At 61.9% G+C, this 26,024-nt stretch carries 30 protein-coding genes and 1 tRNA gene; 19 read left to right on the top strand and 12 right to left on the bottom strand.

The window, feature by feature from the left end:
- Positions 1–10: 10 nt before the first annotated feature.
- From C2H86_RS21410 to C2H86_RS21400, 4 genes are all read right to left on the bottom strand, one after another.
- Entirely contained in the window at positions 11–298 is a 288-nt protein-coding gene (locus C2H86_RS21410) for a hypothetical protein (protein ID WP_159409706.1), read from the bottom strand.
- Positions 299–910: 612 nt separating this feature from the next.
- The gene (locus tag C2H86_RS21405; protein WP_159409705.1) at positions 911–1,543 is read right to left on the bottom strand and encodes a hypothetical protein; all 633 of its coding nucleotides are present in this window, start codon (positions 1,541–1,543) and stop codon (positions 911–913) included.
- A 505-nt stretch (positions 1,544–2,048) separates the two neighbouring features.
- Positions 2,049–2,288, bottom strand: coding sequence for a hypothetical protein (locus tag C2H86_RS28600; protein ID WP_346266724.1), 240 nt, complete (start codon positions 2,286–2,288; stop codon positions 2,049–2,051).
- Positions 2,289–2,810: 522 nt separating this feature from the next.
- Positions 2,811–3,107: a hypothetical protein gene (locus C2H86_RS21400; RefSeq protein ID WP_159409704.1), complete on the bottom strand. Its 297-nt coding sequence runs from the start codon at positions 3,105–3,107 to the stop codon at positions 2,811–2,813.
- Positions 3,108–3,610: 503 nt separating this feature from the next.
- On the opposite strand from C2H86_RS21400, the gene C2H86_RS28230 reads away from it, so the two are divergent.
- From C2H86_RS28230 to C2H86_RS21360, 8 genes are read left to right on the top strand one after another with little or no spacing between them, the layout of a single operon-like run.
- Entirely contained in the window at positions 3,611–3,883 is a 273-nt protein-coding gene (locus C2H86_RS28230; protein ID WP_205524632.1) for a hypothetical protein, read from the top strand.
- On the top strand, positions 3,880–4,146 hold the full coding sequence (locus C2H86_RS21390) for a hypothetical protein (RefSeq protein ID WP_159409702.1): 267 nt from the start codon (positions 3,880–3,882) through the stop codon (positions 4,144–4,146). The genes C2H86_RS28230 and C2H86_RS21390 overlap by 4 nt, the downstream gene beginning before the upstream one ends.
- The gene (locus tag C2H86_RS21385; protein WP_159409701.1) at positions 4,143–4,526 is read left to right on the top strand and encodes an ASCH domain-containing protein; all 384 of its coding nucleotides are present in this window, start codon (positions 4,143–4,145) and stop codon (positions 4,524–4,526) included. Before C2H86_RS21390 ends, C2H86_RS21385 begins: the two co-directional genes overlap by 4 nt.
- On the top strand, positions 4,523–4,921 hold the full coding sequence (locus C2H86_RS21380) for a phage protein NinX family protein (RefSeq protein ID WP_159409700.1): 399 nt from the start codon (positions 4,523–4,525) through the stop codon (positions 4,919–4,921). Before C2H86_RS21385 ends, C2H86_RS21380 begins: the two co-directional genes overlap by 4 nt.
- Positions 4,922–4,973: 52 nt before the next feature.
- Positions 4,974–5,333, top strand: coding sequence for a hypothetical protein (locus C2H86_RS21375; protein ID WP_159409699.1), 360 nt, complete (start codon positions 4,974–4,976; stop codon positions 5,331–5,333).
- Positions 5,334–5,389: 56 nt separating this feature from the next.
- Positions 5,390–5,941, top strand: coding sequence for a hypothetical protein (locus C2H86_RS21370; protein ID WP_159409698.1), 552 nt, complete (start codon positions 5,390–5,392; stop codon positions 5,939–5,941).
- A 39-nt stretch (positions 5,942–5,980) separates the two neighbouring features.
- On the top strand, positions 5,981–6,226 hold the full coding sequence (locus C2H86_RS21365; RefSeq protein ID WP_159409697.1) for a DUF4224 domain-containing protein: 246 nt from the start codon (positions 5,981–5,983) through the stop codon (positions 6,224–6,226).
- Position 6,227: 1 nt separating this feature from the next.
- A complete protein-coding gene (locus C2H86_RS21360) occupies positions 6,228–7,289 on the top strand; it encodes a tyrosine-type recombinase/integrase (RefSeq protein WP_159409696.1) in 1,062 nt (353 codons plus the stop codon).
- A 110-nt stretch (positions 7,290–7,399) separates the two neighbouring features.
- On the opposite strand, the gene C2H86_RS21355 is transcribed toward C2H86_RS21360, so the two are convergent.
- Positions 7,400–7,487 (bottom strand) — tRNA-Ser (locus C2H86_RS21355).
- 132 nt (positions 7,488–7,619) lie between these two features.
- Here C2H86_RS21355 and C2H86_RS21350 point away from each other — a divergent pair.
- From C2H86_RS21350 to C2H86_RS21315, 8 genes are all read left to right on the top strand, one after another.
- On the top strand, positions 7,620–8,291 hold the full coding sequence (locus tag C2H86_RS21350) for a Bax inhibitor-1/YccA family protein (protein WP_060511118.1): 672 nt from the start codon (positions 7,620–7,622) through the stop codon (positions 8,289–8,291).
- Positions 8,292–8,806: 515 nt separating this feature from the next.
- Positions 8,807–10,186 carry a nucleobase:cation symporter-2 family protein gene (locus C2H86_RS21345; protein WP_159409695.1) on the top strand — a complete coding sequence of 460 codons (1,380 nt, stop codon included), beginning with the start codon at positions 8,807–8,809 and terminating at the stop codon, positions 10,184–10,186.
- 87 nt (positions 10,187–10,273) lie between these two features.
- Positions 10,274–10,666: a sulfurtransferase complex subunit TusD gene (tusD, locus tag C2H86_RS21340; protein ID WP_159409694.1), complete on the top strand. Its 393-nt coding sequence runs from the start codon at positions 10,274–10,276 to the stop codon at positions 10,664–10,666.
- A 1-nt stretch (position 10,667) separates the two neighbouring features.
- A complete protein-coding gene (gene tusC / locus C2H86_RS21335) occupies positions 10,668–11,027 on the top strand; it encodes a sulfurtransferase complex subunit TusC (protein ID WP_159409693.1) in 360 nt (119 codons plus the stop codon).
- A complete protein-coding gene (gene tusB, locus C2H86_RS21330) occupies positions 11,027–11,323 on the top strand; it encodes a sulfurtransferase complex subunit TusB (protein WP_159409692.1) in 297 nt (98 codons plus the stop codon). The genes tusC and tusB overlap by 1 nt, the downstream gene beginning before the upstream one ends.
- Positions 11,320–11,655: a TusE/DsrC/DsvC family sulfur relay protein gene (locus C2H86_RS21325; protein ID WP_159409691.1), complete on the top strand. Its 336-nt coding sequence runs from the start codon at positions 11,320–11,322 to the stop codon at positions 11,653–11,655. The genes tusB and C2H86_RS21325 overlap by 4 nt, the downstream gene beginning before the upstream one ends.
- Positions 11,652–12,656 carry a glycosyl transferase family protein gene (locus C2H86_RS21320; protein WP_159409690.1) on the top strand — a complete coding sequence of 335 codons (1,005 nt, stop codon included), beginning with the start codon at positions 11,652–11,654 and terminating at the stop codon, positions 12,654–12,656. Before C2H86_RS21325 ends, C2H86_RS21320 begins: the two co-directional genes overlap by 4 nt.
- A 93-nt stretch (positions 12,657–12,749) precedes the next feature.
- Entirely contained in the window at positions 12,750–13,709 is a 960-nt protein-coding gene (locus tag C2H86_RS21315) for a glutathione S-transferase family protein (RefSeq protein WP_159409689.1), read from the top strand.
- Between the two features lie 118 nt (positions 13,710–13,827).
- On the opposite strand, the gene cysG is transcribed toward C2H86_RS21315, so the two are convergent.
- From cysG to C2H86_RS21285, 6 genes are all read right to left on the bottom strand, one after another.
- On the bottom strand, positions 13,828–15,219 hold the full coding sequence (gene cysG, locus C2H86_RS21310) for a siroheme synthase CysG (RefSeq protein ID WP_103448057.1): 1,392 nt from the start codon (positions 15,217–15,219) through the stop codon (positions 13,828–13,830).
- Positions 15,220–16,500: a serine--tRNA ligase gene (gene serS / locus C2H86_RS21305; protein ID WP_110631929.1), complete on the bottom strand. Its 1,281-nt coding sequence runs from the start codon at positions 16,498–16,500 to the stop codon at positions 15,220–15,222.
- 30 nt (positions 16,501–16,530) lie between these two features.
- A complete protein-coding gene (gene crcB / locus C2H86_RS21300; protein WP_159409688.1) occupies positions 16,531–16,905 on the bottom strand; it encodes a fluoride efflux transporter CrcB in 375 nt (124 codons plus the stop codon).
- Positions 16,902–18,227, bottom strand: a complete 1,326-nt coding sequence (locus C2H86_RS21295; protein WP_110631922.1) for a replication-associated recombination protein A — start codon at positions 18,225–18,227, stop codon at positions 16,902–16,904. The genes crcB and C2H86_RS21295 overlap by 4 nt, the downstream gene beginning before the upstream one ends.
- A 12-nt stretch (positions 18,228–18,239) precedes the next feature.
- Entirely contained in the window at positions 18,240–18,863 is a 624-nt protein-coding gene (lolA, locus tag C2H86_RS21290; RefSeq protein WP_159409687.1) for an outer membrane lipoprotein chaperone LolA, read from the bottom strand.
- A 62-nt stretch (positions 18,864–18,925) separates the two neighbouring features.
- Positions 18,926–21,499 (bottom strand): DNA translocase FtsK, encoded by a 2,574-nt coding sequence (locus C2H86_RS21285; RefSeq protein WP_430738599.1) that lies wholly within the window; start codon positions 21,497–21,499, stop codon positions 18,926–18,928.
- A gap of 302 nt (positions 21,500–21,801) precedes the next feature.
- Between C2H86_RS21285 and aat the strand changes: the two genes are divergently transcribed.
- From aat to infA, 3 genes are all read left to right on the top strand, one after another.
- Positions 21,802–22,482 (top strand): leucyl/phenylalanyl-tRNA--protein transferase, encoded by a 681-nt coding sequence (gene aat / locus C2H86_RS21280; RefSeq protein WP_159409686.1) that lies wholly within the window; start codon positions 21,802–21,804, stop codon positions 22,480–22,482.
- 56 nt (positions 22,483–22,538) lie between these two features.
- The gene (locus tag C2H86_RS21275; RefSeq protein ID WP_054886817.1) at positions 22,539–23,246 is read left to right on the top strand and encodes an arginyltransferase; all 708 of its coding nucleotides are present in this window, start codon (positions 22,539–22,541) and stop codon (positions 23,244–23,246) included.
- Between the two features lie 101 nt (positions 23,247–23,347).
- The gene (gene infA / locus C2H86_RS21270; protein WP_002553999.1) at positions 23,348–23,566 is read left to right on the top strand and encodes a translation initiation factor IF-1; all 219 of its coding nucleotides are present in this window, start codon (positions 23,348–23,350) and stop codon (positions 23,564–23,566) included.
- Between the two features lie 165 nt (positions 23,567–23,731).
- Here the strand turns inward: infA and clpA are convergent, their stop codons facing one another.
- Positions 23,732–26,002 (bottom strand): ATP-dependent Clp protease ATP-binding subunit ClpA, encoded by a 2,271-nt coding sequence (gene clpA, locus C2H86_RS21265; protein ID WP_152955990.1) that lies wholly within the window; start codon positions 26,000–26,002, stop codon positions 23,732–23,734.
- Positions 26,003–26,024 lie beyond the last annotated feature (22 nt).

Genomic DNA, 26,024 nt, shown 5'->3' with positions numbered 1-26,024 from the left:
CGGCCTGAGTTCATTGCGAGCGATTTTGCTGCTCACTTCGCTTGCGGATGTACGAACGCATCATCCTGCGCTTAATCCAGCCGATAATAATGACCTGCAGTGCAATGCAGATCACCACGAATGCGGTCCTGGCGTACTGACTCAAAGAAAACTCAAAAGCCAAAACACCCCATATCAGCATCAAGCTCCCTTGGAAGAACAGGCCCGTCATTGCAGACAGAAAGGAGTTTGCTAAGAACCATCTATCTGGCATGAATTCCAATGGTCCCATGGCAAAGAAAGCGATACCGAAAGGCATGCTAAACACTGTCAGTAGCATGCCCAGGTCACCGTACCGCAACAGAATGCACCAAGTCACGAACCCTAACAAAGATCCGGTACGCCAGCGATTCGTCGTCAGCGGTGAAAGAAGAGCCTTCAATCTGTTCCGTCGCACCATTACCACTGTCCTTGTTAGCCAAGCGGCGGAGTAATCACCCCGGCGCTGCCCACAAGCGCGTTAACGCTTGTCATGAAGCTCCGGCGGCCAAGAGGTGACGAGCATGTACATACCTGGCCCACCTATCCAAGCCCAGTTGATGCTTGGCCAAACTACCGTCACAGCGACCCAGGCAACGATCAGCGTTATCCCAGCGCGCCGACGGCGCCTTGGAGTGAGCCACTCCTGAAAAGCCTTATGCCGCTCCCGCAACCCCATTACCACTCTCCTTGTTTGGATTTGAGTCGCTGTGCGCCATCCAGGATGAACTGGGCGAAGGTTCCTACCTCTTCCGCAACCGCGCTACCAACGTCCGCTTCTCCCTTCGTGATCTCAGTGACGGCCCAGTGCGGCGCAACGAGAAACTGCCGGCGTGCTCATTCTTCTGCGAGCTGGCCGAGGCAGAGATAAATCTTGCTAGCCGCTAGCCATCTAACGATGCTCCGCCACAAGTTCCATCGCTAGATATCGCATTGCTCCAATCACCTCAGAAACATACGCTGGAGACACACCGCGTAAAATCCCATTTTTGATATCGAGATCCTCGTGCTGGATACTTACTTCTCTGAGCCCGCCGTGAACCAATGCATTCCGCACTTCCCGGACATTGGCATTAAGAAATTCAATTGTAGATTTTGAAAAAGGTTGGCCATCTACCTTCTCAATCCTTTCCACATACTGAGGGAATATCGACTTCCCTCTTTTCAATTCAGGCCATTCAAGCCCTTTAATTACATAAAGCTCCCTGGCTACTGCATCTAAATTCCTTTCAAGCATGGCCCAAAGCATAATTACTTGAGATTCAACTACATAACTTGGAAATTCCTCTTTAAATACACCATCCAAATCGTACTCAAAGCCAGAGATACCAGACACCAAAAGTTCATCTCGGTCATCGTCGTACGTAAAACCGTGACCGCGAAGCGATTCCTGATCAAAGTTCTCACAAAATAATCGAGCCTGCTCATTTTGCTGATCAATGAACGCAGCCATAAATTTAATGGCCTCTAGCAAAGAATATCTTACCGAGTTCTCATGTTGTCCAGGCGCAAGATTAAATACCATTCACTCAACTCCAAGTTATCCATAAGTGCACGGATTCTACACTCACAAGGTATCCCCATGCCCACAGAAAACCGATCCAGCAACACAGAGATGGTCAGCGTGCCGCGAGTGTTGACACGTGAAATGCTCAATGGCGTTTGCATGCACCCTGACCTTGCGAGGTCGCTCTGGAGTGCACTGCTGAAGAATGCGCCGCAGCCCCACGACGAGCCCAGCGACTATCCGCCGTGCGACTACTGCGGGATCACCCCTGACTACCACCCGTGGCACGGCAGCGGAGTGATCAATGGCATCGAGAGGCGGCACATCCATGCGTGCAACGATTGCCGCGAGCGACTGCCATCGCACACAGACCAGCCCCACGCCGAGCCTATAGCGTGGATGGTTGGTACTGCCTTCTGGTGGACCAAAGGAGAGGCGGAGCGGGACGCGGCAGCAGTTGGCCTGCCCATCGTCCCGATAGGGCCGATCGCTGAGTTCTGTTAGTCGGCCGCGCTGGACAAGCTCAACTGTTTTGGCTCTGAACGTACTGTTCAGCCATGACCTTCCCTTCGAGAATGGCTTCAGTCGACGAAGAGAATGGGCGACTCACCCGCAGGGTTCTGGCCGTTGCGCCTGGTTTCCCTACCTCAACCAACATCCCAGTGGGAGATTCAACGCTCGACTCCCACAGCACGTAAATCGATGCCTGGTAACCAAGGTAGGAATGGACGTAAAGGTCATGACTGGTGGACTGAAGGCTCATCATTCTCTCCAACTGGGCGCCTCAATTGCGCCTCTGATGGAGATACGACTGATGCGCTCTAACTAGCGTTCCGTTTTCCCATCATCGTTATCTGTGAAGTCGCGAGCCTCTGCGCGGGAGAGGCTCCGGCCCTGGTGCTTTTGGCGCAGGAAACGTTTTTGAGACCCACTCGTGAGCACGCTCGAGCGCCCAAGCCATTGCTGCAGACAGTTTCTGCCCACGGCAGTCTGGGTGTAGCTCCTCAAGCAGGAGCAAGCCTTTTTCCCCGTAGATACCCAGGAAAAGTTGAGTAGCGTTCTCAAGCGAGAGCCGTGCTTGAATGTTGATTAAAGTGCCACAGGTTAGGCGCTCATCGTAATTCCGAAAGTGCAACTCTGGATTGGCCCACTCCCAATAAATTTTACCTCGGTTGCGCATTCAACGGACCTTCAACTTGGATTCTTGACTGGTGAGACAGCATACAGAGCTACTCCAGCGAATCCACTGCCGAAGGTGAGCGTTACGATTTTTTACAACTGCTGGTCATTTGGCAGCCGTTTTCGGAACAGTAGCGGCCCCTTCAGCCGCCACGCGGCGAGCGAGCCCTACGCCCCATGCCAGCGCCCTTGTCATTGACTCACCAGGCCTGGAGTCGAATGCCTCTTCATGGATGGTCATACCGCTGGGAGCGTACACGCCGATGAACATCTGCGTATTTCCTGTCCGCGCCAGTCTCACCTGCACATCGATGGAGGTGCCGTCGCTTAGAGTCTCGTCATGAGTGCGATGGTGCAACGTGGGGTCAGCCCAATCCCAGAACACATCACCGCGAATTCTCATGCCGTTCTCCTACGACTTTAGTTGTAGTTAGGTGTTGTATTGCCACCATAGCGAACACCCAGTTTTACGCAAATCCGCCGACCGCGTCTGTGAGCTGAATCGGACAATCGGCAATACCCCTTTTATCTCCCCTCTATTCACTGCCGCGATATGGCGGCCAAGGAATCCCCGTGCCCGAGAAAAATGGAATCACCCTCAACCGCGCGGCGCTGGCCGTCGTGGTCGAGCGCCAGCGGCAGGTCAGCGACGAAGGCTACTCGCTGAATCGCGATGACGGTTACGCCAGCGGCGAACTGGCCAGGGCAGCAAGCGTCTACGCTCGTCTCGCCGGTCAGCCTAGAACCATGAGTACCGATTGGCCATGGGCGCCGGACACGTTCAAACCAAGCGCAGATCGTCGGCGCGACCTGGTGAAAGCTGGTGCGCTGATCCTTGCGGAGATCGAACGCCTCGATCGCCAGGGCCTGATCAGGTCGGCACTGGTTCGCCGTGACGAATACGGCATGTTCCAGCACCCCGACCTACCCGACTTCGACGAGGGCGACGTCGAGAAAAGCAAGAATTGGGTCGCCCAGCAGGGCCTTGAGGTGGTCCGAGTCGAGTTAGAAACCGATGCGCCGGAGGAGATCGCAGAACGCTACTTCGAGTCTGGCGATCCTGATTGCAGCTACTGGGAGCCCAGCAAGCCAGATGGTGATGGCTGGTTCTGCCTGGCCATCTACGACACCGATGATGGCCCGTCGTGCTGGTGGGGTCGCCGAGTGGTGACGCCATGACCCGCCTCGCCCTCTGCCTCCTGCTGCTGGCCACCGGCGCCAGCGCAGACCCATTGCCCAAAGGCGTCAGCGTTTTCCATGACGATGAGCGCGGCGCGACCTGCTGGACCTACGGTTTCGATTGGCGCGGCGGCATCAGCTGCATCCCCGACAGCCAGCTGCAGGCCGGCAACCAGCGCCAGCTCTCCCCGCACGAAACACAACCCGAACCTACACCCGCACTGGCGCCTGGGCGCTGGATTGATGAGAGGTATCAGCTGTGAAAGCACTTTCAATTCGCCAGCCTTGGGCCTGGCTGATCATCAGCGGTGGCAAGGACATCGAGAATCGAACCTGGCACACGAAGTTCCGAGGTCGATTCTTGGTACACGCCGCCAACGGCATGACCCGTCGAGAGTTTCTTTCGGCGTTTGATTTCATGGCCAGCAGGGGGATCAAGCCGCCCTTCCCGGTGCCGCCTGACAACCTGTTGCGAGGCGGAATAATTGGCTCAGTCGAGCTTATCGATAGCGTCGATCACAGCGAGTCGCCCTGGTACATGGGCGAGAAAGGGTTCGTGCTGCGCGATCCAAAACCGCTCCCATTTGTCCCGATGAAGGGGCGCCTAGGATTCTTTGATGTGCCCAGCGAGGTGCTGGCATGACCGACCCGATCGAAGTGAAGGCGGCAGACCTGGCCGGCCACGCGCTCGACTGGGCCGTCGCCCAGGCTGAAGGGCTTGAGGTCTTCCTGGTAGGCCCTCAATACAACGTGCCATGGCGCGTGTTCTGGAAGAAGCGTGGCCAGGCGCTGGAGTGGGATGTGCTCTACAACCCTCACGAGGACTGGGCTTTGGCAGGGCCACTGATCGAGAAGCACATGGTCAGCCTGCATTGCCCGCAGAGCACTGACGACGTTTGGGCTGGCTGGGTAATCACGGACAACGGCGAATATTGCCAAGCCGGTGACAGCGCCCCGATCTCAGCCTGCCGTGCCATCGTCGCCGCCAAGCTCGGCGATACCGTCCAGGTGCCGAAGGAGCTGATGCCATGTTCTTGATCCCACTCGCAGCACCACTGCTCATGGCCTACCTGGTATGGAAGGCACCGCGATGAGCAACATCTTCGGAATAACCGATGAGGAGTGCTTCGAAATCATGCGGGCGGCCGACGAAGCGCAAACCCAGTACCTTCTGGATCAGCAGGCGCGCAACGCCCCTGTGCTGGAAATGGTAAAGGCGCTTGTTGGTGATGAGGTGTTCGCCCAGGTCGAGGAAGAGATTGAGGCGGCCGAAAACACCTACGGCTACGAGATCGTCGACGAACCGGCCGGCGCACCTCAGGACAACGGCTTTGCCCTCGGCGACGTGTACGTAGATCAGGAGTGCGGCATGTCCGGCGATGACTTCTCCGGCACCGTAGCCCTTCCCCTGCCTGACGGCCGCTACTTTCAGTTCGCCTTCAACTGCTAACCCCTCCCCCTACAACTCAAGCCCGCCGACATGCGCGGGCATGGAGAGCTATTGCCATGATCATCGACGATGTGATGACGGACAAAATCACGCTCCACGGCTTGGGCTTCGTCCAGGTGCAGCTGCAGGGCGAGCAGCGCCTGCACGTGTGGCACCCAGAGCTACCCCGCCGCAGCTGCTTCGAGCACTCGGCAATCCACGATCATCGCTTCAGTTTCGTCTCGCGGGTACTTACTGGCGAACAGATCAACCACCGCTATGAGCCTCTGCGTCATGCCGAAGGCGAGTTTGTGATGTACCTGCATGAGGGCAAGCGCCAGCAGGGCGGCGGTCGGCCTTGGACGCCAGATGGCCGGGCCGACATGGTTCACCAAGGAACTGACCTGATCTACGCGGGCAGCGAGTACCGGACAAGCGCGTATGACTACCACCGCACCGAGCCAGGCGGAGATGGCCGTGTCGCCACCATCATGCAGAAGCGTGACGAATACCCGCGTGGCGCCCACTCCACCTGCCGCTACGGCGTGCGACCGGACACCGACTTCGACCGTTACCAATGGCCCGCCGCCCGACTCTGGGAAGTCGTGCGCGACGTGCTACTGGCCTGACCACCAACCTGCCGCCACCGGCGGCGTGGAGACCATCCCATGGAAACCGAGATCCTTTCGGACGAAGAGCTGGCCGACCTGACCGGCTACAAAGCCAGGGGCTGGCAGCGCCGCTGGCTCAACGAACGCGGCTGGCACTTCGTCGAGAGCCGAGGCGGCCGGCCACTGGTGGGCCGCCAATATGCCCGCATGAAGCTGGGCGTGACCCTTGAGGTGGTGCCATTGGCACCGCCACCCCCGCCACCCGTACAGGCGTGGACGCCAGACTTTTCGAAGGTGAGGTGATATGCGCCCCCGGAGCACAGAAAACAGGAATTTGCCGCCGGGCGTGTACCGGCGCAAGCGCACCAGCAAGAGCAAGAAGAATCCGAACAAGGCGTGGGTCAGCTACTACTACCGCGACAAGGACGGGAAGGAAATACCCCTAGGCACAGACCTGAGCCTGGCCAGGATGAAATGGGCCGAGTTGGAAGCCCGTGAAAAACCGCGTGACTTGCTTCTGATGGGGGCGATCTTTGATCGCTATGAGCGAGACATCATCCCTAAGAAGGGCGAGCGCACGCAGAAAGACAACCTGGCAGAGCTGCGCCAGTTGCGGCCGTTCTTCGAGAAGGCTCCGATTGAAGCCATTTCGCCAGCGCTTGTGGCTCAGTATCGAGACGCGCGGTCGGCCCCGGTACGCGCAAACAGGGAAATCGCCCTGCTCTCCCACGTTTACAACATGGCGCGGGAATGGGGGCTCACCGCCAAAGAGAACCCCTGCCAGGGCGTTCGCAAGAACAAAGAGGTGCCGCGGGACTTCTATGCGAATGATGCGATCTGGAGCGCGGTTTACGCGAAAGCGGTCGGTGAGTTGAAGGACGCCATGGACTTGGCATATTTGACGGGCCAGCGTCCGGCGGACGTGCTGGTGATGAGAAAGGATGACATCGAGGACAAAGCACTCTGCGTGAAGCAGAAGAAAACACACAAAAAGCTGAGGATCATGCTTGAGGTGGATGGAGCCGAAAGCGGCCTGGGCGCCTTGATCCGGAAGATGCTGGAGCGGAACGCGTCGCACGGCTCGCCGTATCTCCTGCTGACCGAGTCGGGAAAACGCGTCACAGCCGCCATGCTTCGCCATCGCTGGGACGACGCCCGAGAGGACGCAGTGAAAGAAGCAGTAGCCGCAGGTGACCAGGTTCTAGCCAGCCGTATTAGCCAATTCCAGTTCCGCGACATCCGCCCGAAAGCAGCGTCCGAAATCGTCGATGTCGACCACGCCAGCCTGCTGCTGGGCCACACCAAGGGCGACATTACCGAGCGTGTTTATCGCCGAGTTGGAGCCTTGGCAAAACCCACCAAGTAGGAAAGTATCGGAAGCGCTTCCGAAATAAACCATTCCCAAGGGTGTTCCCACGAGTCGTTTTTCTATGCCCCAGAAACGCAAAAAGCCCTGAATAATCAGGGCTTTGAATGTGGCGGAAGCGTAGAGATTCGAACTCTAGGATAGTTGCCCATCGACGGTTTTCAAGACCGTTGCCTTAAACCACTCGGCCACGCTTCCAGCTCGTTTTGCGGCCGCCATAATACCGTAATGAAACACGCTGTCAAACTCTCTGTGTCGCGGGTTGCGGAGCCTCTGTTAGACTGCTTGCATCTGAACGTCCAAAACCATGGATCCATAAGGAGTGTCGCCATGCGCGAACAGGATTACGCCGTACACCACGGCCAGCAAGCCGAGCAGCAGGAGGTCAGCAAAGTCCTGCGCAACACGTACAGCCTACTGGCACTCACCCTCGCCTTCAGCGGTGTCATGGCCTTCGTTGCCCAGCAGATGCGTGTCGGTTACCCGAACGTGTTCGTCGTGCTGATCGGCTTCTACGGTCTGTTCTTCCTGACCAACAAACTGCGTGATTCGGTCTGGGGCCTGGTGTCCACCTTCGCCCTCACCGGTTTCATGGGCTTTATCCTCGGCCCGATCCTCAACCGTTACCTGGGCATGGCCGGTGGCGCCGAAGTGGTCAGCTCGGCCTTCGCCATGACCGCGCTGGTGTTCGGTGGTCTGTCGGCCTATGTGCTGATCACCCGCAAGGACATGAGCTTCCTCAGCGGCTTCATCACTGCTGGCTTCTTTGTGCTGCTGGGTGCAGTGGTTGCGAGCTTCTTCTTCCAGATCAGCGGCCTGCAACTGGCGATCAGCGCTGGCTTCGTGCTGTTCTCGTCGGTCTGCATCCTGTTCCAGACCAGCGCGATCATTCATGGCGGTGAGCGCAACTACATCATGGCGACCATCAGCCTGTATGTATCGATCTACAACCTGTTCATCAGCCTGCTGCAGCTGTTCGGCATCATGGGCCGCGACGACTGATTGATGCTTATTAAGAAAGCCCGCTTCGGCGGGCTTTTCTTTGTGTGTTGGAAATGTTGTAGGGATGTTCGCCTTGAGGAGGGCAGCGCCTGGAAGATCGAGCGCCGCCCGCGCGGCACATCGCGAGCTGCGCTCGCTCCTACGTTTGTTTCGGGCCAATGATTCCTGTGGGATTTGCGCGCGAACGCGTTGGCGCATGTCTCGATATTGCATCGTACCCACAAGGCGGTCGCGCGCGTCTGTCACAGGCGTTACTGGCCAAAAACAAACGTAGGAGCGAGCGCAGCTCGCGATGCGCCGCGCGGGCGGCGCTCGATTTCTGCCCCACCTCAAAACCCAGGCCAAGCACCTGTCAGCCTCCCCCAATCCCCGGCAACCCACCTCCAAGCACTGACTTAAAAGTCAGAAAATCATGCAAATGCTCGTCGATCTTGCCGGTATCGTGCATTCCCCTACCGCAATCGCACTTCTGCCCGTAGAATGCGCTCCTTTTTTCTTCCGGGGCAGCTTCACCGATGAGCTCACACGAACACAGCCCGGGCGCCACTGCGCCTGCCAACGAACTGGTACTTGGCCTTGAGGACAAGCCACGGCTGTTGATCGGCCTGCTGGCAGCGTTGCAGCATCTGCTGGCGATCATCGTGCCGATCGTCACCCCTGGCCTGCTGATCTGTCAGGCGCTGGGCGTTTCGGCTCGCGATACCAACCTCATCGTCTCCATGTCGCTGGTGATCTCCGGTATCGCCACCTTCGTCCAATGCAAGCGCTTCGGCCCGTTCGGTGCCGGCTTGCTGATCGTGCAGGGCACCAGCTTCAACTTCGTCGGGCCGCTGATCGCCGGTGGCGCGCTGATGGTCAAGCAGGGCACGCCGGTCGAAAGCGTGATGGCCGCGATCTTCGGTGTGGTGATTGCGGGTTCGTTCGTCGAGATGGGCGTGTCGCGCATCCTGCCGTTCGTCAAACGCCTGATCACGCCGCTGGTGACCGGTATCGTCGTACTGATGATCGGCCTGACATTGATCAAGGTCGGCCTGATCAGCATGGGTGGCGGCTTCGGCGCCATGGCCAATGGCACCTTTGCCAACGGCGAAAACCTGCTGCTCTCGGGCGCCGTGCTGGCGGTGATCGTGATCCTCAACCGCATCCCGGTGGTGTGGATGCGCAGCTGCGCCATCGTCATTGCCCTGGCAGTCGGCTATGCCCTGGCCGGTTACCTCGGCCGCCTGGACTTCACCGGCATGCACGAAGCCGCGCTGTTCCAGGTGCCGACGCCGCTGCATTTCGGCCTGGGCTTCTCCTGGGCGCTGTTCATTCCGATGCTGGTGATCTACCTGGTGACTTCGCTGGAAGCCATCGGTGACGTTACCGCCACCAGCAAGGTTTCCCGCCAGCCAGTAGAGGGTCCACTGTGGATGTCGCGCATCAAGGGCGGTGTGCTGGTCAACGGTGCCAACTCGCTGCTCGCCGGCCTGTTCAACACCTTCCCGAGTTCGATCTTCGCCCAGAACAACGGCGTAATTCAGCTGACCGGCATTGCCAGCCGCCATATCGGTATCTGGATTGCCGTAATGCTGGTGCTGCTGGGCCTGTTCCCGAGCGTGGCCGGTGTGATTCAGGCGGTGCCTGAGCCGGTGCTGGGTGGCGCGGCCATGGTGATGTTCGGGGCGGTTGCCGCGTCGGGCATCAACATTCTGGCCAGTACCCGCCTGGACCGTCGCGCCCTGCTGATCATCGCCGTGTCGCTGGCGCTGGGCCTGGGCGTGGCACAGGTGCCGGAGTTCCTGGCGCACATGCCCGCAGCGATCCGCCATGTGCTGGAATCGGGCGTGGCTACCGGTGGCATTTGCGCCCTGGTGCTGAACTGGTTCCTGCCGGAGAGCAAGGAAAACGCCTGATCCGCGCCTGCCCTGCCGACAAAGCCCGCGCCCACTTGCGCGGGCTTTTTGCTTTATCATGGCGGCATTCCTTTGCACGAGTTGTCCATGAAATTCGCTATCGCGGTTTTTTCCCCGGCCCATGCGCCCTCCTCGCGCCGCGCCTTGCGCTTCGCCGAGGCGGTGCTGGCTGGCGGGCATGAGATTGCCCGGCTGTTCTTCTACCAGGACGGGGTGCACAGCGCCTCGGCCAACGTGGTAACGCCCCAGGATGAACAGGACATCGCCGCCCAGTGGCGGGCCTTCATCGAAATAAACCGGCTCGACGCGGTGGTGTGCATCGCCGCCGCCCTGCGCCGTGGCGTACTCGATGAAGCCGAAGCCAGCCGCTACCAGCGCCCGGCAGTGAACCTGCCCAAGCCGTGGGAGCTGTCTGGCCTCGGCCAGCTGCATGAAGCTGCACAAACTGCCGACCGCCTGGTCTGTTTCGGAGGCGACTGAAATGGCCAAATCCATGTTGATCATCAGCCGCCAGGCACCGTGGAACGGCCCGTCCGCCCGTGAGGCGCTGGATATCGCCCTGGCCGGCGGCGCCTTCGACCTGCCACTGGCCATGCTGTTCCTCGATGACGGCGTGTTCCAGTTGGCGCCCGGCCAGCAACCCACCGCCGTGGAGCAGAAGAACCTCGCCGCCAACCTGCAGGCGCTGCCGATGTTCGGCGTCGAGGAGCTGTTTGCCTGCCAGCACAGCCTTGCGCGCCGCGGCCTGGCCGCCGATGCTCTGGAGCTGCCGGTAGAAGTGCTGGGCGACAAAGCCATGCAAGCCCTGATTGCCCGTTTCGACCAAGTGGTGACGCTCTGATGCCAACCTTGCACGTGTTATCCCACTCCCCGTTCGGCGACGAGCGCCTGGACAGTTGCCTGCGCCTGTTGGGCGCCGACGATGGCGTGCTGCTGTGCGGCGATGCGGTCTATGCCCTGCGCGACGGCAGTGACACTCAATGCCAACTGCAGGCTGCCAACCTGGCACAACGCCTGTTCGCCCTCGACGAAGACCTGCAGGCCCGCGCCATCAGTAGCACGCTGGCCAAGGCCGTGGACTACCAGGCCTTCGTCGAGTTGTCGCTGCACTACGACAAGGTCAACAGCTGGCTATGAGTACGCTGAACGTTGGCGATCGCGCCATCGCCCTGGACAAGGACGGCTTTCTGGTCCACCTGCAAGACTGGTCGCACCCTGTCGCCGAGGCGCTGGCCGAGCGCGAAAGCATTGCCCTGACCGCCGATCACTGGGAGATCCTCGAGCTGCTGCGCCAGTTCTACGATGAATACCAGCTGTCGCCAGCCACCCGCCCGCTGATCAAGTACACCGCGCTCAAGCTGGGCACGGAAAAGGGCAACAGCCCGCACCTCAACCGCCTGTTCAATGGCACCCCCGCCAAACTCGCCGCCAAGCTGGCGGGCCTGCCCAAGCCGACCAATTGCATATGACCGACGTCCGCCCGCTGACCCTGGAAACCCCGGCCGAACACCCGTTCGCCGAATTCGTGCGCATCCTAGGCAAAGGCAAGCGCGGCGCGCGCGGCCTGACCCGCGAGGAAGCCTGCGCCGCCATGACCTTGCTGCTCGAAGGCAAGGTCGAGGACACCCAGCTGGGTGCCTTCCTGATGCTGCTGCGGCACAAGGAAGAAAGCGCCGAAGAGCTTGCCGGCTTCACCGAAGCCCTGCGTGCGCACCTGCTGGCACCGCCCATCGCCGTGGACATCGACTGGCCGACCTACGCGGGCAAGAAGCGTCACCTGCCCTGGTACCTGCTGAGCGCCAAATGCCTGGCCGCCAATGGCGTGCGCATCCTCATGCACGGCGGCGGCGCGCACACCGCCGGGCGGATGTATACCGAACAGCTGCTGGCACTGCTGGAGATCCCGCTGTGCCGTGACTGGGCCGCGGTCAGCCAGGCGCTCGACCAGCAGCGCCCGGCCTTTGCCCCGCTGCAGGACTGGGCGCCGCAGCTGCAGCGAATGATCGACCTGCGCAATACCCTTGGCCTGCGCTCGCCCATCCATTCCCTGGCGCGGGTGCTGAATCCGCTGGGTGCGCGCTGCGGCCTGCAAAGCATCTTCCACCCCGGCTACCAGGCGGTGCACCGCGAAGCCAGCCGCCTGCTCGGCGACCATGCCGTGGTGATCAAGGGTGATGGCGGCGAGATCGAGGTCAACCCCGATGTTATCAGCCACCTGTACGGCACCAGCGCAGGCGAAGCCTGGGACGAAGAATGGCCAGCGCTGAGCGAACGCCGCCATGTAAAACCACCGAGCCTGCAGCCCGAGCAGCTAGTGGCAGTCTGGCGTGGCGAAGCCGAGAACAGCTACGGCGAAATGGCCGTGGTGGCGACCATGGCCCTGGCGCTGCGCGGCCTCGGCCAGGATCGCGAACAGGCTTTCACCACCGCCCGCAGTTATTGGGCCGCACGCAACCAATCGAATAACTAGATGATAAGGGTGCGGTCTTTGCGCTAGTTATTCGAACGATTTGCCCTAGACTGGGCTCCAACGACAAACAACTTTGTTTCCGAGGAGCTCACCATGGGCCTTTTGATCGACGGCCGCTGGCATGACCAGTGGTATGAAAACGGCAAGGACGGCACCTTCAAGCGCGAAAACGCCCAGCGCCGCAATCAGCTGCCCGCACCGGAAGCCGGCCGTTATCATCTGTACGTTTCGCTGGCCTGCCCGTGGGCCCACCGCACCTTGATCTTGCGCGCCCTCAAAGGCCTGGAGCCGCTGATCGACGTATCTGTGGTCAGCTGGCTGATGCAAGACCATGGCTGGACCTTCGACCAGCAGCAAGGCTCCAGCGGCGATCACCTCGATGCCCTGCAGTATCTGCACCAGCGCTACACCCAGGATGACCCGCACTACACTGGCCGCGTGACCGTGCCCGTGCTGTGGGACAAGCAAGAGAAGCGCATCGTCAACAACGAGTCGTCGGAGATCATCCGCATCTTCAACAGCGCGTTCAACGAGCTGACCGGCAATACCCTGGACCTGTACCCCGAGCCGCTGCGCCCGACCATCGAGGCGCTGAACGAGCGTATCTACCCGGCGGTGAACAACGGCGTGTACCGCGCAGGCTTCGCCACCACGCAGGATGCCTACGAGGCGGCTTTCGACGAGGTATTCAACGAGCTGGATCATCTGGAGGCGCTACTGGGTCGCAACCGCTACCTCGCTGGCGAATACCTGACCGAGGCCGATGTGCGCCTGTTCACTACCCTAGTGCGTTTCGACGCGGTCTACCACGGGCACTTCAAGTGCAACCTGCGGCGGTTGAGCGACTACCACAACCTGTCCAACTGGCTGCGCGAGCTGTACCAGTGGCCGGGGGTGGCCGGGACGGTGGATATGGAGCATATCCAGAAACACTATTACATGAGCCACAAGACCATCAACCCGAACGGGATCGTGCCCAAGGGGCCGTTGCAGGACTTCACTGTGCCGCACGATCGGGAGCGATTGGTGGGCAACGGGATCTGGCAGGGTTGAGATAGCCGGGGCTGCTTTGCAGCCCATTCGCGGGACAAGCCCGCTCCTACAGGGGATACGCGTTTCCTGTAGGAGCGGGCTTGTCCCGCGAATGGGCCGCAAGGCGGCCCCAACGGCTTCAGCTGTTCTGCGAACCTTCGAACCAGGCCAGCTTGTCGCGCAACTGCACCACTTCCCCGACAATCACCAGGGTCGGCGCATGCACTTCATGCCGGGCGACCAGCTCCGGCAAGTCTGCCAGGGTGCCGGTGAACACCCGCTGATTGCGCGTAGTGCCCTGCTGCACCAAAGCCGCAGGCGTACTGGCCGCGCGCCCATGGCGAATCAGTTCGGCACAGATGGTCGGCAACCCCACCAACCCCATGTAGAACACCAGGGTCTGGGCCGGCGCCACCAGGTCATCCCACGGCAGGTTGCTGGTGCCATCCTTGAGATGGCCGGTGACGAAACGCACCGACTGGGCATAGTCACGGTGAGTCAGCGGAATGCCGCCATAGGCGGAACAACCACTGGCCGCAGTAATCCCCGGTACCACCTGGAACGGAATGCCGTGCTCGGCCAGCTCCTCGATCTCTTCGCCACCCCGGCCGAAGATGAACGGGTCGCCGCCCTTGAGGCGCAATACGCGCTTGCCTTGCTGGGCGAGGTCGACCAGCAGACGGTTGATCTGGTCTTGCGGCACGGCATGGTCGGCGCGGCGCTTGCCAACGTAGATACGCTCGGCATCACGCCGGCACATCTCGATGATGGCGGGTGCCACCAGGCGGTCATACAGCACCACGTCGGCCTGCTGCATCAGGCGCAAGGCACGGAAGGTCAGCAAGTCCGGATCGCCCGGCCCCGCCCCCACCAGATACACCTCACCGCCCTGCTGCACCGGCGCCCCCTCGACCATCGCCTGCAACAGGCGCTCGGCCTCGGCGCCCTGCCCGGCCAACTGACGCTCGGCAATCGGGCCCTGGAACACGGTTTCCCAGAAGCCACGGCGCTGATTGACGTCCGGGTACAAGGATTTGACCTTGTGCCGGAACCGCGCAGCCAGCCCGGCCAGTTCACCATAGGCCGACGGAATCCAGGCCTCCAGCTTGGCGCGGATCAGCCGCGCCAGCACCGGGGCGTCACCGCCACTGGACACCGCGATCACCAACGGCGAACGGTCGACGATGGCCGGGAAGATCACCGTGCACAGGGCCGGCGCATCCACCACGTTGACCGGCAGGCTCAGCGCCTGCGCATCGGCTGACACCTGGGCGTTGAGCCCAGGGTCGTCGGTGGCCGCGATCACCAACCGGCAGCCGACCAGGTCGGCCGCCTGATAGCCACGCACCAGCACCTCACCGCCACCTTCCCGGGCCAACGCAGCCAGCTGGCCGTCGACATCCGGCGCCACCACGCGCAGCGCGGCGCCGGCATCAGCCAGCAGGCGCGCCTTGCGCAGGGCGATCTCACCGCCGCCGACGACCAGCACCCGGCCGCCCTGCAGCTTGTGGAACAGCGGCAGGTAATCCATTTAGCGGATGACCTCGACGCCGCCCATGTACGGCTTCAGCACGTCCGGTACGCGGATCGAACCGTCGGCCTGCTGGTAGTTTTCCAGCACGGCCACCAGGGTACGGCCTACGGCCAGGCCGGAACCGTTGAGGGTGTGCACCAGCTCAGGCTTGCCGGTTTCCGGGTTGCGCCAGCGGGCCTGCATGCGGCGCGCCTGGAAGTCACCACAGTTGGAGCAGGAGCTGATTTCGCGGTACTTGTCCTGGCTCGGCACCCACACTTCCAGGTCGTAGGTCTTCACGGCGCCAAAGCCCATGTCGCCGGTGCACAGGGCCAGCACGCGGTATGGCAGCTCCAGCAGCTGCAGTACGCGCTCGGCGTTGGCAGTCAGGCCTTCCAGGGCTTCCATCGACTTGGACGGCTCGACCACCTGGACCATCTCGACCTTGTCGAACTGATGCTGGCGGATCATGCCACGGGTGTCACGGCCGGACGCACCGGCTTCGCTGCGGAAGCAAGGGGTGTGGGCAACCAGTTTCAACGGCAGCTGCTTGGCGTCGAGGATCTGGTCGGCGACCAGATTGGTCAGCGACACTTCGGCCGTCGGGATCAGGTAGAAGTCGGCTTCGCCTTCGCGGGTGATCTTGAACAGGTCTTCCTCGAATTTCGGCAGCTGGCCGGTGCCCTGCAGGGCCGGGGCCTGGACCAGGTACGGGGTGTAGTGCTCCTCGTAGCCGTGCTCGCCGGTGTGCAGGTTGATCATGAACTGCGCCAGGGCGCGGTGCAGGCGGGCAATCGGGCCTCGCAGCACGGCAAAGCGCGCGCCGGACAGCTTGGCTGCGGCTTCGAAGTCCAAGCCACCGCTCACTTCGCCCAGGGCGACATGGTCCTTGATCTCGAAATCGAAGGCGGCCGGGGTGCCCCAGCGGCGCACTTCGACGTTGTCGTCTTCGCTGGCACCGACCGGCACGCTGGCGTCCGGCAGGTTGGGGATGGTCAGCAGGATGCCATCCAGCTCGGCCTGAATACCGTCCAGCTCGACCTTGCCGGCAGCCAGTTCATTGGCCATGCGCTCGACGTCAGCCATCAGCGGGGCGATGTCCTCGCCCTTGGCCTTGGCCTGGCCGATCGACTTGGAACGGGCGTTACGCTCGGCCTGCAGCTGCTCGGTACGGGTCTGCACCGCCTTGCGGCGCTCTTCCAGTGATTCGATGCGCGCGACATCCAGGCTGAAGCCACGGGAGGCCAGGCGATCCGCCACTTCCTGAAGTTGGCCGCGTAACAGTTTGGAATCGAGCATATCGTTCTCTCGTTATAGGTAAGTGTTGGTTCAGAATCGGGTCAGGGACAGGCCGGCCCAGGTGGCCAGGAGCCCGCCCACCACGCTGATACTGGTATAGCCCAAGGCGAGGGGCACTTGCCCACTTTCGATCAGGCGCACGGTATCGAGCGAGAAGGAGGAAAAGGTCGTCAGGCCGCCTAGGAAGCCGACGATCAGGCCGGCGCGCAGTTCGACCGGCGCCAGCGGCTTGTGCAGGAACAGGCCATAGAGCAGGCCGATCAGCAGGCAGCCAACCAGGTTGACCGCCAGCGTACCGAGATAGAAGTGCCGTGGCCAGTGGGCGGAGACCCAGTTGGCGGTGGCGAAGCGCAACAAGGTACCGGCAATACCACCCGCGCTGACGGCGGCAATCAGTGCAATCACGGTTTTCTCCGTTGACGGGGGCTATTGCGGTCGAGGTCGGCCAGGTGGCGCAGCTTCTCGCCGATCTTCAGCTCCAGGCCTCGCGGCACGGGCTGGTAGTACTGGCGCGGCTCGAGCTCTTCGGGGAAGTAGTCTTCGCCGGCGGCATAGGCGTCGGGCTCGTCGTGGGCGTAGCGGTATTCTTCGCCGTAGCCGAGTTGCTTCATCAGCTTGGTCGGGGCATTGCGCAGGTGCAGCGGCACTTCCAGCGAGCCATGCTCGGCAGCCTCGCGCAACGCGGTCTTGAAGCCCACGTACACCGCATTGCTTTTCGGCGCGCAGGCGATGTAGGTGATGGCCTGGGCCACCGCCAGCTCGCCTTCCGGGCTGCCCAGGCGCTCCTGCACGTCCCAGGCGGCCAGGCACAGGCTCAAGGCGCGCGGGTCGGCGTTGCCGATGTCTTCGCTTGCCATGCGTACCACGCGGCGGGCGATGTACAACGGATCGCAGCCGCCGTCGAGCATGCGTGCGAACCAGTACAAGGCGCCATCGGGGTTGGAGCCGCGCACCGACTTGTGCAGCGCGGAGATCTGGTCGTAGAACGCCTCACCGCCCTTGTCGAAGCGCCGACGGCTGTCGCCGAGCAGGCTTTGCAGCATCTCGACGTCGATCTCGCTGCCATCTTCGGCAAGGTCCGAGGCATTCTCGAGGAAGTTGAGCATGCGCCGGCCATCGCCATCGGCGGCGGCCATGAGCATCTTGAAGGCGTCGTCACCCACACGCAGGTTGCGCTTGCCCAAGCCCCGCTCCTCGGTCAGCGCACGGTTGACCAGCTTGCGCAGCGCCGCTTCGTCCAGGCTCTTGAGCACATACACCCGCGCCCGCGACAGCAAGGCGTTGTTCAGTTCGAACGACGGGTTCTCGGTGGTGGCACCGATGAACAGCAGCGTGCCGTCTTCCACATAGGGCAGGAAGGCATCCTGCTGGGACTTGTTGAAGCGGTGCACTTCGTCGACGAACAGGATGGTGCGCCGGCCGTACTGGCCGGCCTGCTGCTTGGCCACTTCGACGGCCTGGCGGATCTCCTTGACCCCGGCCAGTACCGCCGACACCGTCTCGAAATGCGCATCACAGAACTGCGCCAGCAACCGCGCCAGGGTGGTCTTGCCCACCCCGGGCGGGCCCCAGAAGATCATCGAGTGCAGCGCACCCTGCTCCAGCGCCTCGCGCAACGGTTTGCCGCGCGCCAGCAGGTGTTCCTGGCCGACGTACTCGTCCAGGTTGGACGGTCGCAGGCGGGCTGCCAGAGGCTGGGCGACGGGTTCGCTTCGAAACAGGTCCATGGCGAGCTCTGCTTACTCTTTGATGACGTCGGCGCCTTTGGGGATGTCGAACTTGAACTGGCTGTCCGGCACCACCTGGTTGGCCTTGACGCCATTGAACAGGATGTTGGTGCGCTGGCCGACGCTGTCGATCAGCTGCATGTCATTGATCAGGCCTTTGCGGAACGACACGCGCAGCGAGTCGAACAAGGTGTCCTTGGTCTTCGGCTTGAGGGTGAAGTCCATCACGTCGCCCTGCTGCTTGGAGGTGATGTCGAAGCTCTGGCTGATCTTCGACACGTCACCGGACAGCAGCAGTGCCGGGGTCTGGTTCAGGCGCTGGTCGAGCTTCTTGATGGTCGCCTGTTCCAGGTCCGGGTCCCACAGGGTGACGTTCTTGCCGTCAGACACCACCACCTGCTCCTGCGGTGCATTGGTGTGCCAGTAGAACAGGCCCGGGCGCTTCACGGTCATCTTGCCGGACGTTTCCTGCAGGCTGGTGCCGCCGGCGTCCAGGGTCAGCTGGGAGAAGTTGGCCTCGATGGTCTGGGATTTTTCCAACAGCTGGGTCAGGCGTTGTACGTCTTGCTCACCGGCATAAGCAGTAACCGAGCCCAGGGTCAGGGCAGAAACCAACAGCATGCGAATCGCGCGCATGGGAATCCTCATTGAGCATTGAAAAGGCCGGTCGCCACCGTTGGCGCCCGGCAAGGTGTTCATCAGTCGCGCGGGCCGCCCGGGGCAATCACTTCCCGCGAGCCGTTGCTGTTCATCGGGGTGACCACGCCGGCCATCTCCATCGATTCGATCATCCGCGCGGCGCGGTTGTAGCCGATCTTGAGCTTGCGCTGCACCGCCGAGATGGAAGCGCGGCGGCTTTCCAGCACGAACTGCACGGCTTCATCATACAGGGCATCGGTTTCGGCATCGTCACCGTCGCCACCGCCGCCGCCACCGTCGAAGCCGCTGCCGGCCTCTTCGACGCCATTGAGGATGTCGTCGTTGTAGTCCGGCGCGCCACGCAGCTTCCACGCCTCGACCGTGCGGTGCACTTCATCGTCGGAAACGAACGCACCGTGGACACGGATCGGCAGGCTGGTGCCCGGCGGCATGTACAGCATGTCACCGTGGCCGAGCAGCTGTTCGGCGCCGCCCTGGTCGATGATGGTCCGCGAGTCGATCTTGCTCGATACCTGGAACGCCATGCGGGTCGGGATGTTGGCCTTGATCAGGCCGGTGATCACGTCCACCGACGGGCGCTGGGTGGCGAGGATCAGGTGGATACCGGCGGCCCGCGCCTTCTGGGCGATACGGGCGATCAACTCTTCGACCTTCTTGCCGACGATCATCATCATGTCGGCGAATTCGTCGACCACCACGACGATGGTCGGCAGGGTCTTCAGCGCTGGCGGCTCGTCGTTCATGCTCTCGCGGCGGTACAGCGGGTCATGGATGATCTCGCCGGCTTCCTGGGCGTCCTTGATCTTGCGGTTGAAGCCAGCCAGGTTACGTACGCCCATGGCCGCCATCAGCTTGTAGCGCCGCTCCATCTCGGCCACGCTCCAGCGCAGGGCGTTGGCGGCGTCCTTCATGTCGGTGACCACCGGGCACAGCAAGTGTGGGATGCCCTCATAGATCGACAGTTCGAGCATCTTCGGGTCGATCATGATCAGCCGCGCGTCTTCCGGGCTGGACTTGAACAGGATCGACAGGATCATCGCGTTGACACCCACCGACTTACCGGAACCGGTGGTACCGGCTACCAGCAGGTGCGGCATCTTGGCCAGGTCGGTGATCACCGGCTTGCCGCCGATGTCGTGGCCCAGGGCCAGGGTGACCGGCGATTTCTGCTCGTCGTACTGCGGCGTGGCGAGCACTTCCGAGAAGCGCACCATCTGCCGGTTTTCGTTGGGGATCTCGATACCCACGGTGGTCTTGCCGGGGATCACTTCGACCACCCGCACACTGGTCACCGCCAGGGACCGCGCGAGGTCCTTGGCCAGGTTGGCGATGCGGCTGACCTTGACGCCAGCAGCCGGCTGGATTTCGTAACGGGTAATCACCGGGCCCGGATGGATGGAGTCCACCGAGACTTCCACGCCGAATTCCTTGAGTTTGATTTCCAGCAACTGGCCGACACCGGCCAGGGACTCTGGCGAGTACTCGATCTTCTTCTGTTCGGCCGGGTCGAGGATGGAAATCGACGGCAAGGTACCTTCCACGGCGCTGTCGACGAACAGCGGCGCCTGTTTTTCCTTCATTATCCGCTTGCTCGGCTCCGGCGCCCTGGCCGCGGCCGGTGGCACGATGGTCGGGGCCACTACAGGTAGCTGCTCGCGGGGGACCACGGGTTCACGCGGCACGACAGGTTCGCGGGCGAGCGTCGGTTCGCTCCGCACCACAGGTTCACGGGAGAGGGTCGGCTCACGGGGTTCTGCGGGCTGGGCCGGCGCTTCCTCACGCTTGAAGATGCGCTCGCGCAGCGCCGGCTTGGCTGGTTCACGCTTGTCGGTGGCCTTCGGCCCCAGGTCGAACACCGGCTCGTCAACTTCACGCAGTTGCGCTTCCAGGCGCTTGCGCTCGTTGCGTGCTTCCCACCAGCGGCTGGCCGCGCCCTGCACCAGCTCGAACAGGTCGAGGGTGATCTTGCCAGTCATGTCCATCACCTTGAACCACGACAGGTCGGTGAACACGGTCAGGCCGAACAGGAACAGGGCAATGAACATCAACGTGCTGCCCTGCACGTTCAGCAGGCTGCGCGCCAGGTCACCGAGGCTTTCACCCAGTGCACCGCCTGCGGAAAACGGCAGACTCGCCGGCGGGTGGAAATGGATATGCGCCAGGGCCGCGCCCGACAGCACCAGGAACACCAGGCCGATCAGCCGCCAGGAGAACAGCCAGCCGCTCCATTGCCACGGCTGATGGCGCTCGCGGAAGATCTGCCAGGTCTTGATCGCCAGCAGCAGCGGGAAGATGTAGGCGAAGTAGCCCAGCACCATGAACAGGATATCGGCGAAGTACGCACCGGCACGCCCGGCGGCGTTCTGCACCTGGTCGATGTTGCTGGTGTGGCTGAAGCCCGGGTCCGACGTGTCGTAGGTCAGCAGTGCCATCCACAGGTACAGGCACAGGGCGCCGACAGCGATCAACGCACCTTCCTTGAGGCGGTAATGCAGCTGCTGGCGCCACAGGGGCACGGGCAAGGGAGCTGGAGTTGCGGTGGATTTCTTCAAAACGCGTCTATTCCTGCGCGTGCTGCGCGTCCAGTAGTGATCGGCCGGTGTCTGGCCAATGAACCACTACTTTTAACATTACTGCCCGCCAGCCGCCATGACGGCACGCCGTATGGCTCTCGCGTGGGGGCGACTTTCGTATAGGTGCAATTTGAGCATGCATTTTCTTTCGTGACAAAGGCTTATGCTGTGTTTTTGCACAGGTGTGACAGCAAATGTAGCGGATGGTGCCTATGCTTTCATGAATGTGTAGGAAATTGCCTATTCTGCTGCCCGCCAATAGCTCTTGACCCTGCCAGCATTGACCCCGCAAGCCCTGCGCGCCATGCTGCCCTCTCCCCTCCCCCACCGCACGATAGACCATGCTCACCTGGCTGACCCGCGACTCGCTGACCTTCCCGCCTCTGGAAAAGGCCCTGCACGACCCCAACGGCCTGCTCGCCGCTGGCGGCGACCTGAGCCCCGAGCGCCTGGAGCAAGCCTACCGGCATGGCTGCTTCCCCTGGTACCAGGACGGCCAGCCGATCCTCTGGTGGTCGCCCGACCCACGCACGGTGCTGTTCCCGGAAGAGCTGCACGTCTCGCGCTCGCTGGCCAAGCTGATGCGCCAGGGCCGCTACCAGGTCAGCTTCGACAGCGACTTCCCGGCGGTGATTGCCGCCTGCGCAGCCCCACGCGATTACGCCGACGGCACCTGGATCACCGACACCATGCGCAATGCCTACTGCGAACTGCACCAGCGCGGCATCGCCCACTCGGTGGAAGTGCGCGAGGGCGGCGAGCTGGTCGGCGGCCTGTACGGCCTGGCCATCGGCCAGCTGTTCTTCGGCGAATCGATGTTCAGCCGCGCCGACAATGCCTCCAAGGTTGGCTTCGTGACGCTGGTCGAACATTTGCGCCAGGCCGGCTTCGTGCTGATCGACTGCCAGATGCCAACCAACCACCTGCACAGCCTTGGCGCCCGCGCCATCAGCCGCGCCCGCTTCGCCGACTACCTGGCGCGCTACCTCGACCAGCCCAACAGCGCCACTTGGGTTTGCTAGGCGAGTTCTGCCAGCTGGCTTACACTTAAAGCAAAGTCTCACCGAGGGGGTTGATCATGACAGAGTTGGCGCGGTTGAAGTTCTATGCCACTCAACCCCACTCCTGCAGCTACCTGCCGGACGAACAGGCCACCACGCTGTTCCTCGACCCCAGCCAGCCGATGGACGTGCATGTGTATGCCGACCTGTCGGAAATGGGCTTTCGCCGCAGTGGCGACCACCTGTACCGCCCGCATTGCCAGAACTGCAATGCCTGCGTACCGGCGCGCATTCCCGCCGCGCGCTTCATTCCCAACCGCCAGCAGCGGCGCATCCTCAAGCGCAACGCCGACCTGACCGTGACGGCGGCCCGCCCGGCGTTCAAGGAAGAGTATTTCGACCTGTACCGGCGCTACATCGAAACCCGTCACGCCGATGGCGACATGTACCCGCCGAGCCGCGACCAGTTTTCCACCTTCCTGGTCCGCGACCTGCCGTTCTGCTGGTTCTACGAGTTCCGCCTGGAAGGCCGGCTGCTGGCAGTCGCCGTCTGCGACCTGCTGCCCAACGGCCTTTCGGCGGTGTACACCTTCTACGAGCCTGAAGAAGAACGCCGCAGCCTCGGGCGCTTTGCCATCCTCTGGCAGATCACCGAAGCCCTGCGCCAGGACCTGGAGGCGGTGTACCTGGGTTACTGGATCAAGAACTGCAAGAAAATGAACTACAAGACGCAGTATCGGCCTATCGAGTTGTTGATAAACCAGCGCTGGGTCACCCTCAACTGAAAGCATTGGCTTGACACACAGTTTTCGGGCATAATCCACGCCACTTTTTTGCCCGGTGCGGTTATGCGTCGGGCCAACACTGGATCCGAGGGCTCTACTGCATGTCGAAAGAAGACAGCTTCGAAATGGAAGGTACTGTCGTCGACACCCTGCCCAACACCATGTTCCGCGTGGAGTTGGAAAACGGGCACGTCGTAACCGCGCACATCTCCGGAAAGATGCGCAAGAACTACATCCGTATTCTCACTGGCGACAAGGTCCGCGTCGAACTGACGCCTTACGACCTGAGCAAGGGCCGCATCACTTACCGTGCGCGCTAAGCTCTAGCCATGAAAAAGCCCGGCCATGTACCGGGCTTTTTTGTGCCTGTCAGGTTGTATGGGGCTGCTTTGCAGCCCATCGCGAGCTAAGCTCGCTCCTACAGGGTTACGCATCTCCTGTAGGAGCGAGCGTAGCTCGCGATGGGCCGCAAAGCGGCCCCACTGTCACGCAACCTCAGCCGTGGTCTCGAAGTCGAACACCAGTTCGCCATCGCGCAGGTCGACGTGCACCACGCCACCGTGCTCGGCCAGCTCGCCAAACAAAATCTCCTCGGCCAGCGGCCGCTTGATCTTGTCCTGGATAAGCCGTGCCATCGGCCGTGCCCCCATCTGCACGTCATAGCCGGAAACCGCCAGCCAGCCGCGGGCGGCATCGCTGACTTCCAGCAGCACACGCTTGTCTTCCAGCTGCGCCTGCAGTTCGATGAGGAACTTGTCGACGATGCTCTTGATCGTCTCGGTGCTCAGGCGGCCAAACTGGATGATGGTGTCCAGACGGTTGCGGAACTCCGGCGTGAAGCTCTTGCGGATGACTTCCATGGCATCGGACGCGTGGTCCTGATGGGTGAAGCCGATCGAGGCCCGCGCGGCGGTTTCGGCACCGGCGTTGGTGGTCATGATCAGGATCACGTTACGGAAGTCGGCCTTGCGCCCGTTGTTGTCGGTCAGGGTACCGTGGTCCATCACCTGCAGCAGCAGGTTGAAGACTTCCGGGTGAGCCTTCTCGATTTCGTCGAGCAGCAGCACGCAGTGCGGTTGCTTGGTGATGGCTTCGGTCAGCAGGCCACCCTGGTCGAAACCAACGTAGCCAGGCGGCGCACCGATCAGGCGCGACACGGTGTGACGCTCCATGTACTCGGACATGTCGAAGCGTACCAGCTCTACGCCCAACGCCTTAGCCAGCTGCCGCGCCGCTTCGGTCTTGCCCACACCGGTCGGGCCGGCGAACAGGAAAGAACCGACCGGTTTGTCCGGCGACTTGAGGCCGGCCCGGGACAGTTTGATGGCGGTGGCCAGCGAGTCTATGGCCTGATCCTGGCCGAACACGGTCAGTTTCAGGTCGCGCTCGAGGTTACGCAGCAGCTCTTTGTCGGAACTGGTGACATGCTTCGGCGGAATCCGCGCGATCTTGGCGACAATGTCCTCGACCTGCGGCACATCGATGCGCTTGACCCGATTGGCTTCGGGCTGCAGGCGCTGATAGGCACCCGCCTCGTCGATCACGTCGATGGCCTTGTCCGGCATGTGCCGGTCATTGATGTAGCGCGAGGCCAGTTCGGCGGCGGCGCGCAGGGCTTCGTCGCTGTACTCGATGTTGTGGTGGCTCTCGAAGCGGCCTTTCAGGCCACGCAGGATGCCGACGGTGTCTTCCACCGAAGGCTCGCTGACATCGACCTTCTGGAAGCGCCGCGCCAGGGCGCGGTCCTTCTCGAAGATGCCGCGGAATTCCTGGAAGGTGGTCGAACCGATGCAGCGGATCTCACCGGACGACAGCAGTGGCTTGAGCAGGTTGGACGCATCCATCACCCCACCCGACGCCGCGCCGGCACCGATGATGGTGTGGATCTCGTCGATGAACAGAATCGCTTGCGGGCGCTTCTTCAGCTCACCGAGCAGCGCCTTGAAGCGCTTTTCGAAATCCCCCCGGTACTTGGTACCGGCCAGCAGCGCACCGAGGTCCAGCGAATAGACCACGCTCTGCGCCAGCAGGTCAGGCACCTGACCGTCCACGATACGCTTGGCCAGGCCTTCGGCGATGGCGGTCTTGCCGACGCCTGCCTCACCGACCAGCAGCGGGTTGTTCTTGCGCCGGCGGGCCAGAATCTGCGCCACGCGCTCGACTTCCTGCTCGCGCCCCACCAGGGGGTCGATGCGGCCGGCACGGGCCAGCTCGTTCAGGTTGCTGGCGTAGGCGTCCAGAGGGTTGCTCGAAGAGGAGGTTTCGCCACCTTCTTCGTCCTGCATTTCCTGGTCGCTTTCGGAATGCGAACCATGGCCTGGCACCTTGGAGATGCCGTGGGCGATGTAGTTGACCACGTCGATACGGGCCACGCTCTGCTGTTTGAGCAGGAACACGGCCTGGCTTTCCTGTTCGCTGAAGATCGCCACCAGCACATTGGCGCCGGTGACTTCGCGCTTGCCGGAACTCTGCACATGGAACACGGCACGTTGCAGTACACGCTGGAAGCCCAGGGTCGGCTGGGTTTCGCGGTCTTCGTCGTTGACGGGGATCAGGGGTGTAGTGGAGTCGATGAACTCTTGCAGGTCGTGCTTGAGTTTGTCGAGATTGGCGCCACAGGCGCGCAGAACGGTCGCAGCAGCCTCATTGTCAAGGAGTGCCAGCAGCAGATGTTCGACGGTCATGAATTCATGACGTTTCGAACGAGCCTCCTTGAAGGCAAGATTGAGGGTGACTTCGAGCTCGCGGTTTAACATAGCTTCACCTCATACCCAAGTG

Origin of the sequence: Pseudomonas putida, from assembly GCF_009883635.2 — a bacterium.
Classification (GTDB): Bacteria; Pseudomonadota; Gammaproteobacteria; order Pseudomonadales; family Pseudomonadaceae; genus Aquipseudomonas; species Aquipseudomonas putida_W.
This window is presented reverse-complemented; position numbering and strand designations above follow the sequence as displayed.

Coding starts and splice junctions, on each gene's coding strand:
- C2H86_RS21410 (WP_159409706.1), bottom strand. CDS start 298: ATGCCTTTCGGTATCGCTTTCTTTGCCATGGGACCATTGGAATTCATG.
- C2H86_RS21405 (WP_159409705.1), bottom strand. CDS start 1,543: ATGGTATTTAATCTTGCGCCTGGACAACATGAGAACTCGGTAAGATAT.
- C2H86_RS28600 (WP_346266724.1), bottom strand. CDS start 2,288: ATGAGCCTTCAGTCCACCAGTCATGACCTTTACGTCCATTCCTACCTT.
- C2H86_RS21400 (WP_159409704.1), bottom strand. CDS start 3,107: ATGAGAATTCGCGGTGATGTGTTCTGGGATTGGGCTGACCCCACGTTG.
- C2H86_RS28230 (WP_205524632.1), top strand. CDS start 3,611: ATGTTCCAGCACCCCGACCTACCCGACTTCGACGAGGGCGACGTCGAG.
- C2H86_RS21390 (WP_159409702.1), top strand. CDS start 3,880: ATGACCCGCCTCGCCCTCTGCCTCCTGCTGCTGGCCACCGGCGCCAGC.
- C2H86_RS21380 (WP_159409700.1), top strand. CDS start 4,523: ATGACCGACCCGATCGAAGTGAAGGCGGCAGACCTGGCCGGCCACGCG.
- C2H86_RS21375 (WP_159409699.1), top strand. CDS start 4,974: ATGAGCAACATCTTCGGAATAACCGATGAGGAGTGCTTCGAAATCATG.
- C2H86_RS21370 (WP_159409698.1), top strand. CDS start 5,390: ATGATCATCGACGATGTGATGACGGACAAAATCACGCTCCACGGCTTG.
- C2H86_RS21365 (WP_159409697.1), top strand. CDS start 5,981: ATGGAAACCGAGATCCTTTCGGACGAAGAGCTGGCCGACCTGACCGGC.
- C2H86_RS21360 (WP_159409696.1), top strand. CDS start 6,228: ATGCGCCCCCGGAGCACAGAAAACAGGAATTTGCCGCCGGGCGTGTAC.
- C2H86_RS21350 (WP_060511118.1), top strand. CDS start 7,620: ATGCGCGAACAGGATTACGCCGTACACCACGGCCAGCAAGCCGAGCAG.
- C2H86_RS21345 (WP_159409695.1), top strand. CDS start 8,807: ATGAGCTCACACGAACACAGCCCGGGCGCCACTGCGCCTGCCAACGAA.
- tusD (WP_159409694.1), top strand. CDS start 10,274: ATGAAATTCGCTATCGCGGTTTTTTCCCCGGCCCATGCGCCCTCCTCG.
- tusC (WP_159409693.1), top strand. CDS start 10,668: ATGGCCAAATCCATGTTGATCATCAGCCGCCAGGCACCGTGGAACGGC.
- tusB (WP_159409692.1), top strand. CDS start 11,027: ATGCCAACCTTGCACGTGTTATCCCACTCCCCGTTCGGCGACGAGCGC.
- C2H86_RS21325 (WP_159409691.1), top strand. CDS start 11,320: ATGAGTACGCTGAACGTTGGCGATCGCGCCATCGCCCTGGACAAGGAC.
- C2H86_RS21320 (WP_159409690.1), top strand. CDS start 11,652: ATGACCGACGTCCGCCCGCTGACCCTGGAAACCCCGGCCGAACACCCG.
- C2H86_RS21315 (WP_159409689.1), top strand. CDS start 12,750: ATGGGCCTTTTGATCGACGGCCGCTGGCATGACCAGTGGTATGAAAAC.
- cysG (WP_103448057.1), bottom strand. CDS start 15,219: ATGGATTACCTGCCGCTGTTCCACAAGCTGCAGGGCGGCCGGGTGCTG.
- serS (WP_110631929.1), bottom strand. CDS start 16,500: ATGCTCGATTCCAAACTGTTACGCGGCCAACTTCAGGAAGTGGCGGAT.
- C2H86_RS21295 (WP_110631922.1), bottom strand. CDS start 18,227: ATGGACCTGTTTCGAAGCGAACCCGTCGCCCAGCCTCTGGCAGCCCGC.
- lolA (WP_159409687.1), bottom strand. CDS start 18,863: ATGCGCGCGATTCGCATGCTGTTGGTTTCTGCCCTGACCCTGGGCTCG.
- aat (WP_159409686.1), top strand. CDS start 21,802: ATGCTCACCTGGCTGACCCGCGACTCGCTGACCTTCCCGCCTCTGGAA.
- C2H86_RS21275 (WP_054886817.1), top strand. CDS start 22,539: ATGACAGAGTTGGCGCGGTTGAAGTTCTATGCCACTCAACCCCACTCC.
- infA (WP_002553999.1), top strand. CDS start 23,348: ATGTCGAAAGAAGACAGCTTCGAAATGGAAGGTACTGTCGTCGACACC.
- clpA (WP_152955990.1), bottom strand. CDS start 26,002: ATGTTAAACCGCGAGCTCGAAGTCACCCTCAATCTTGCCTTCAAGGAG.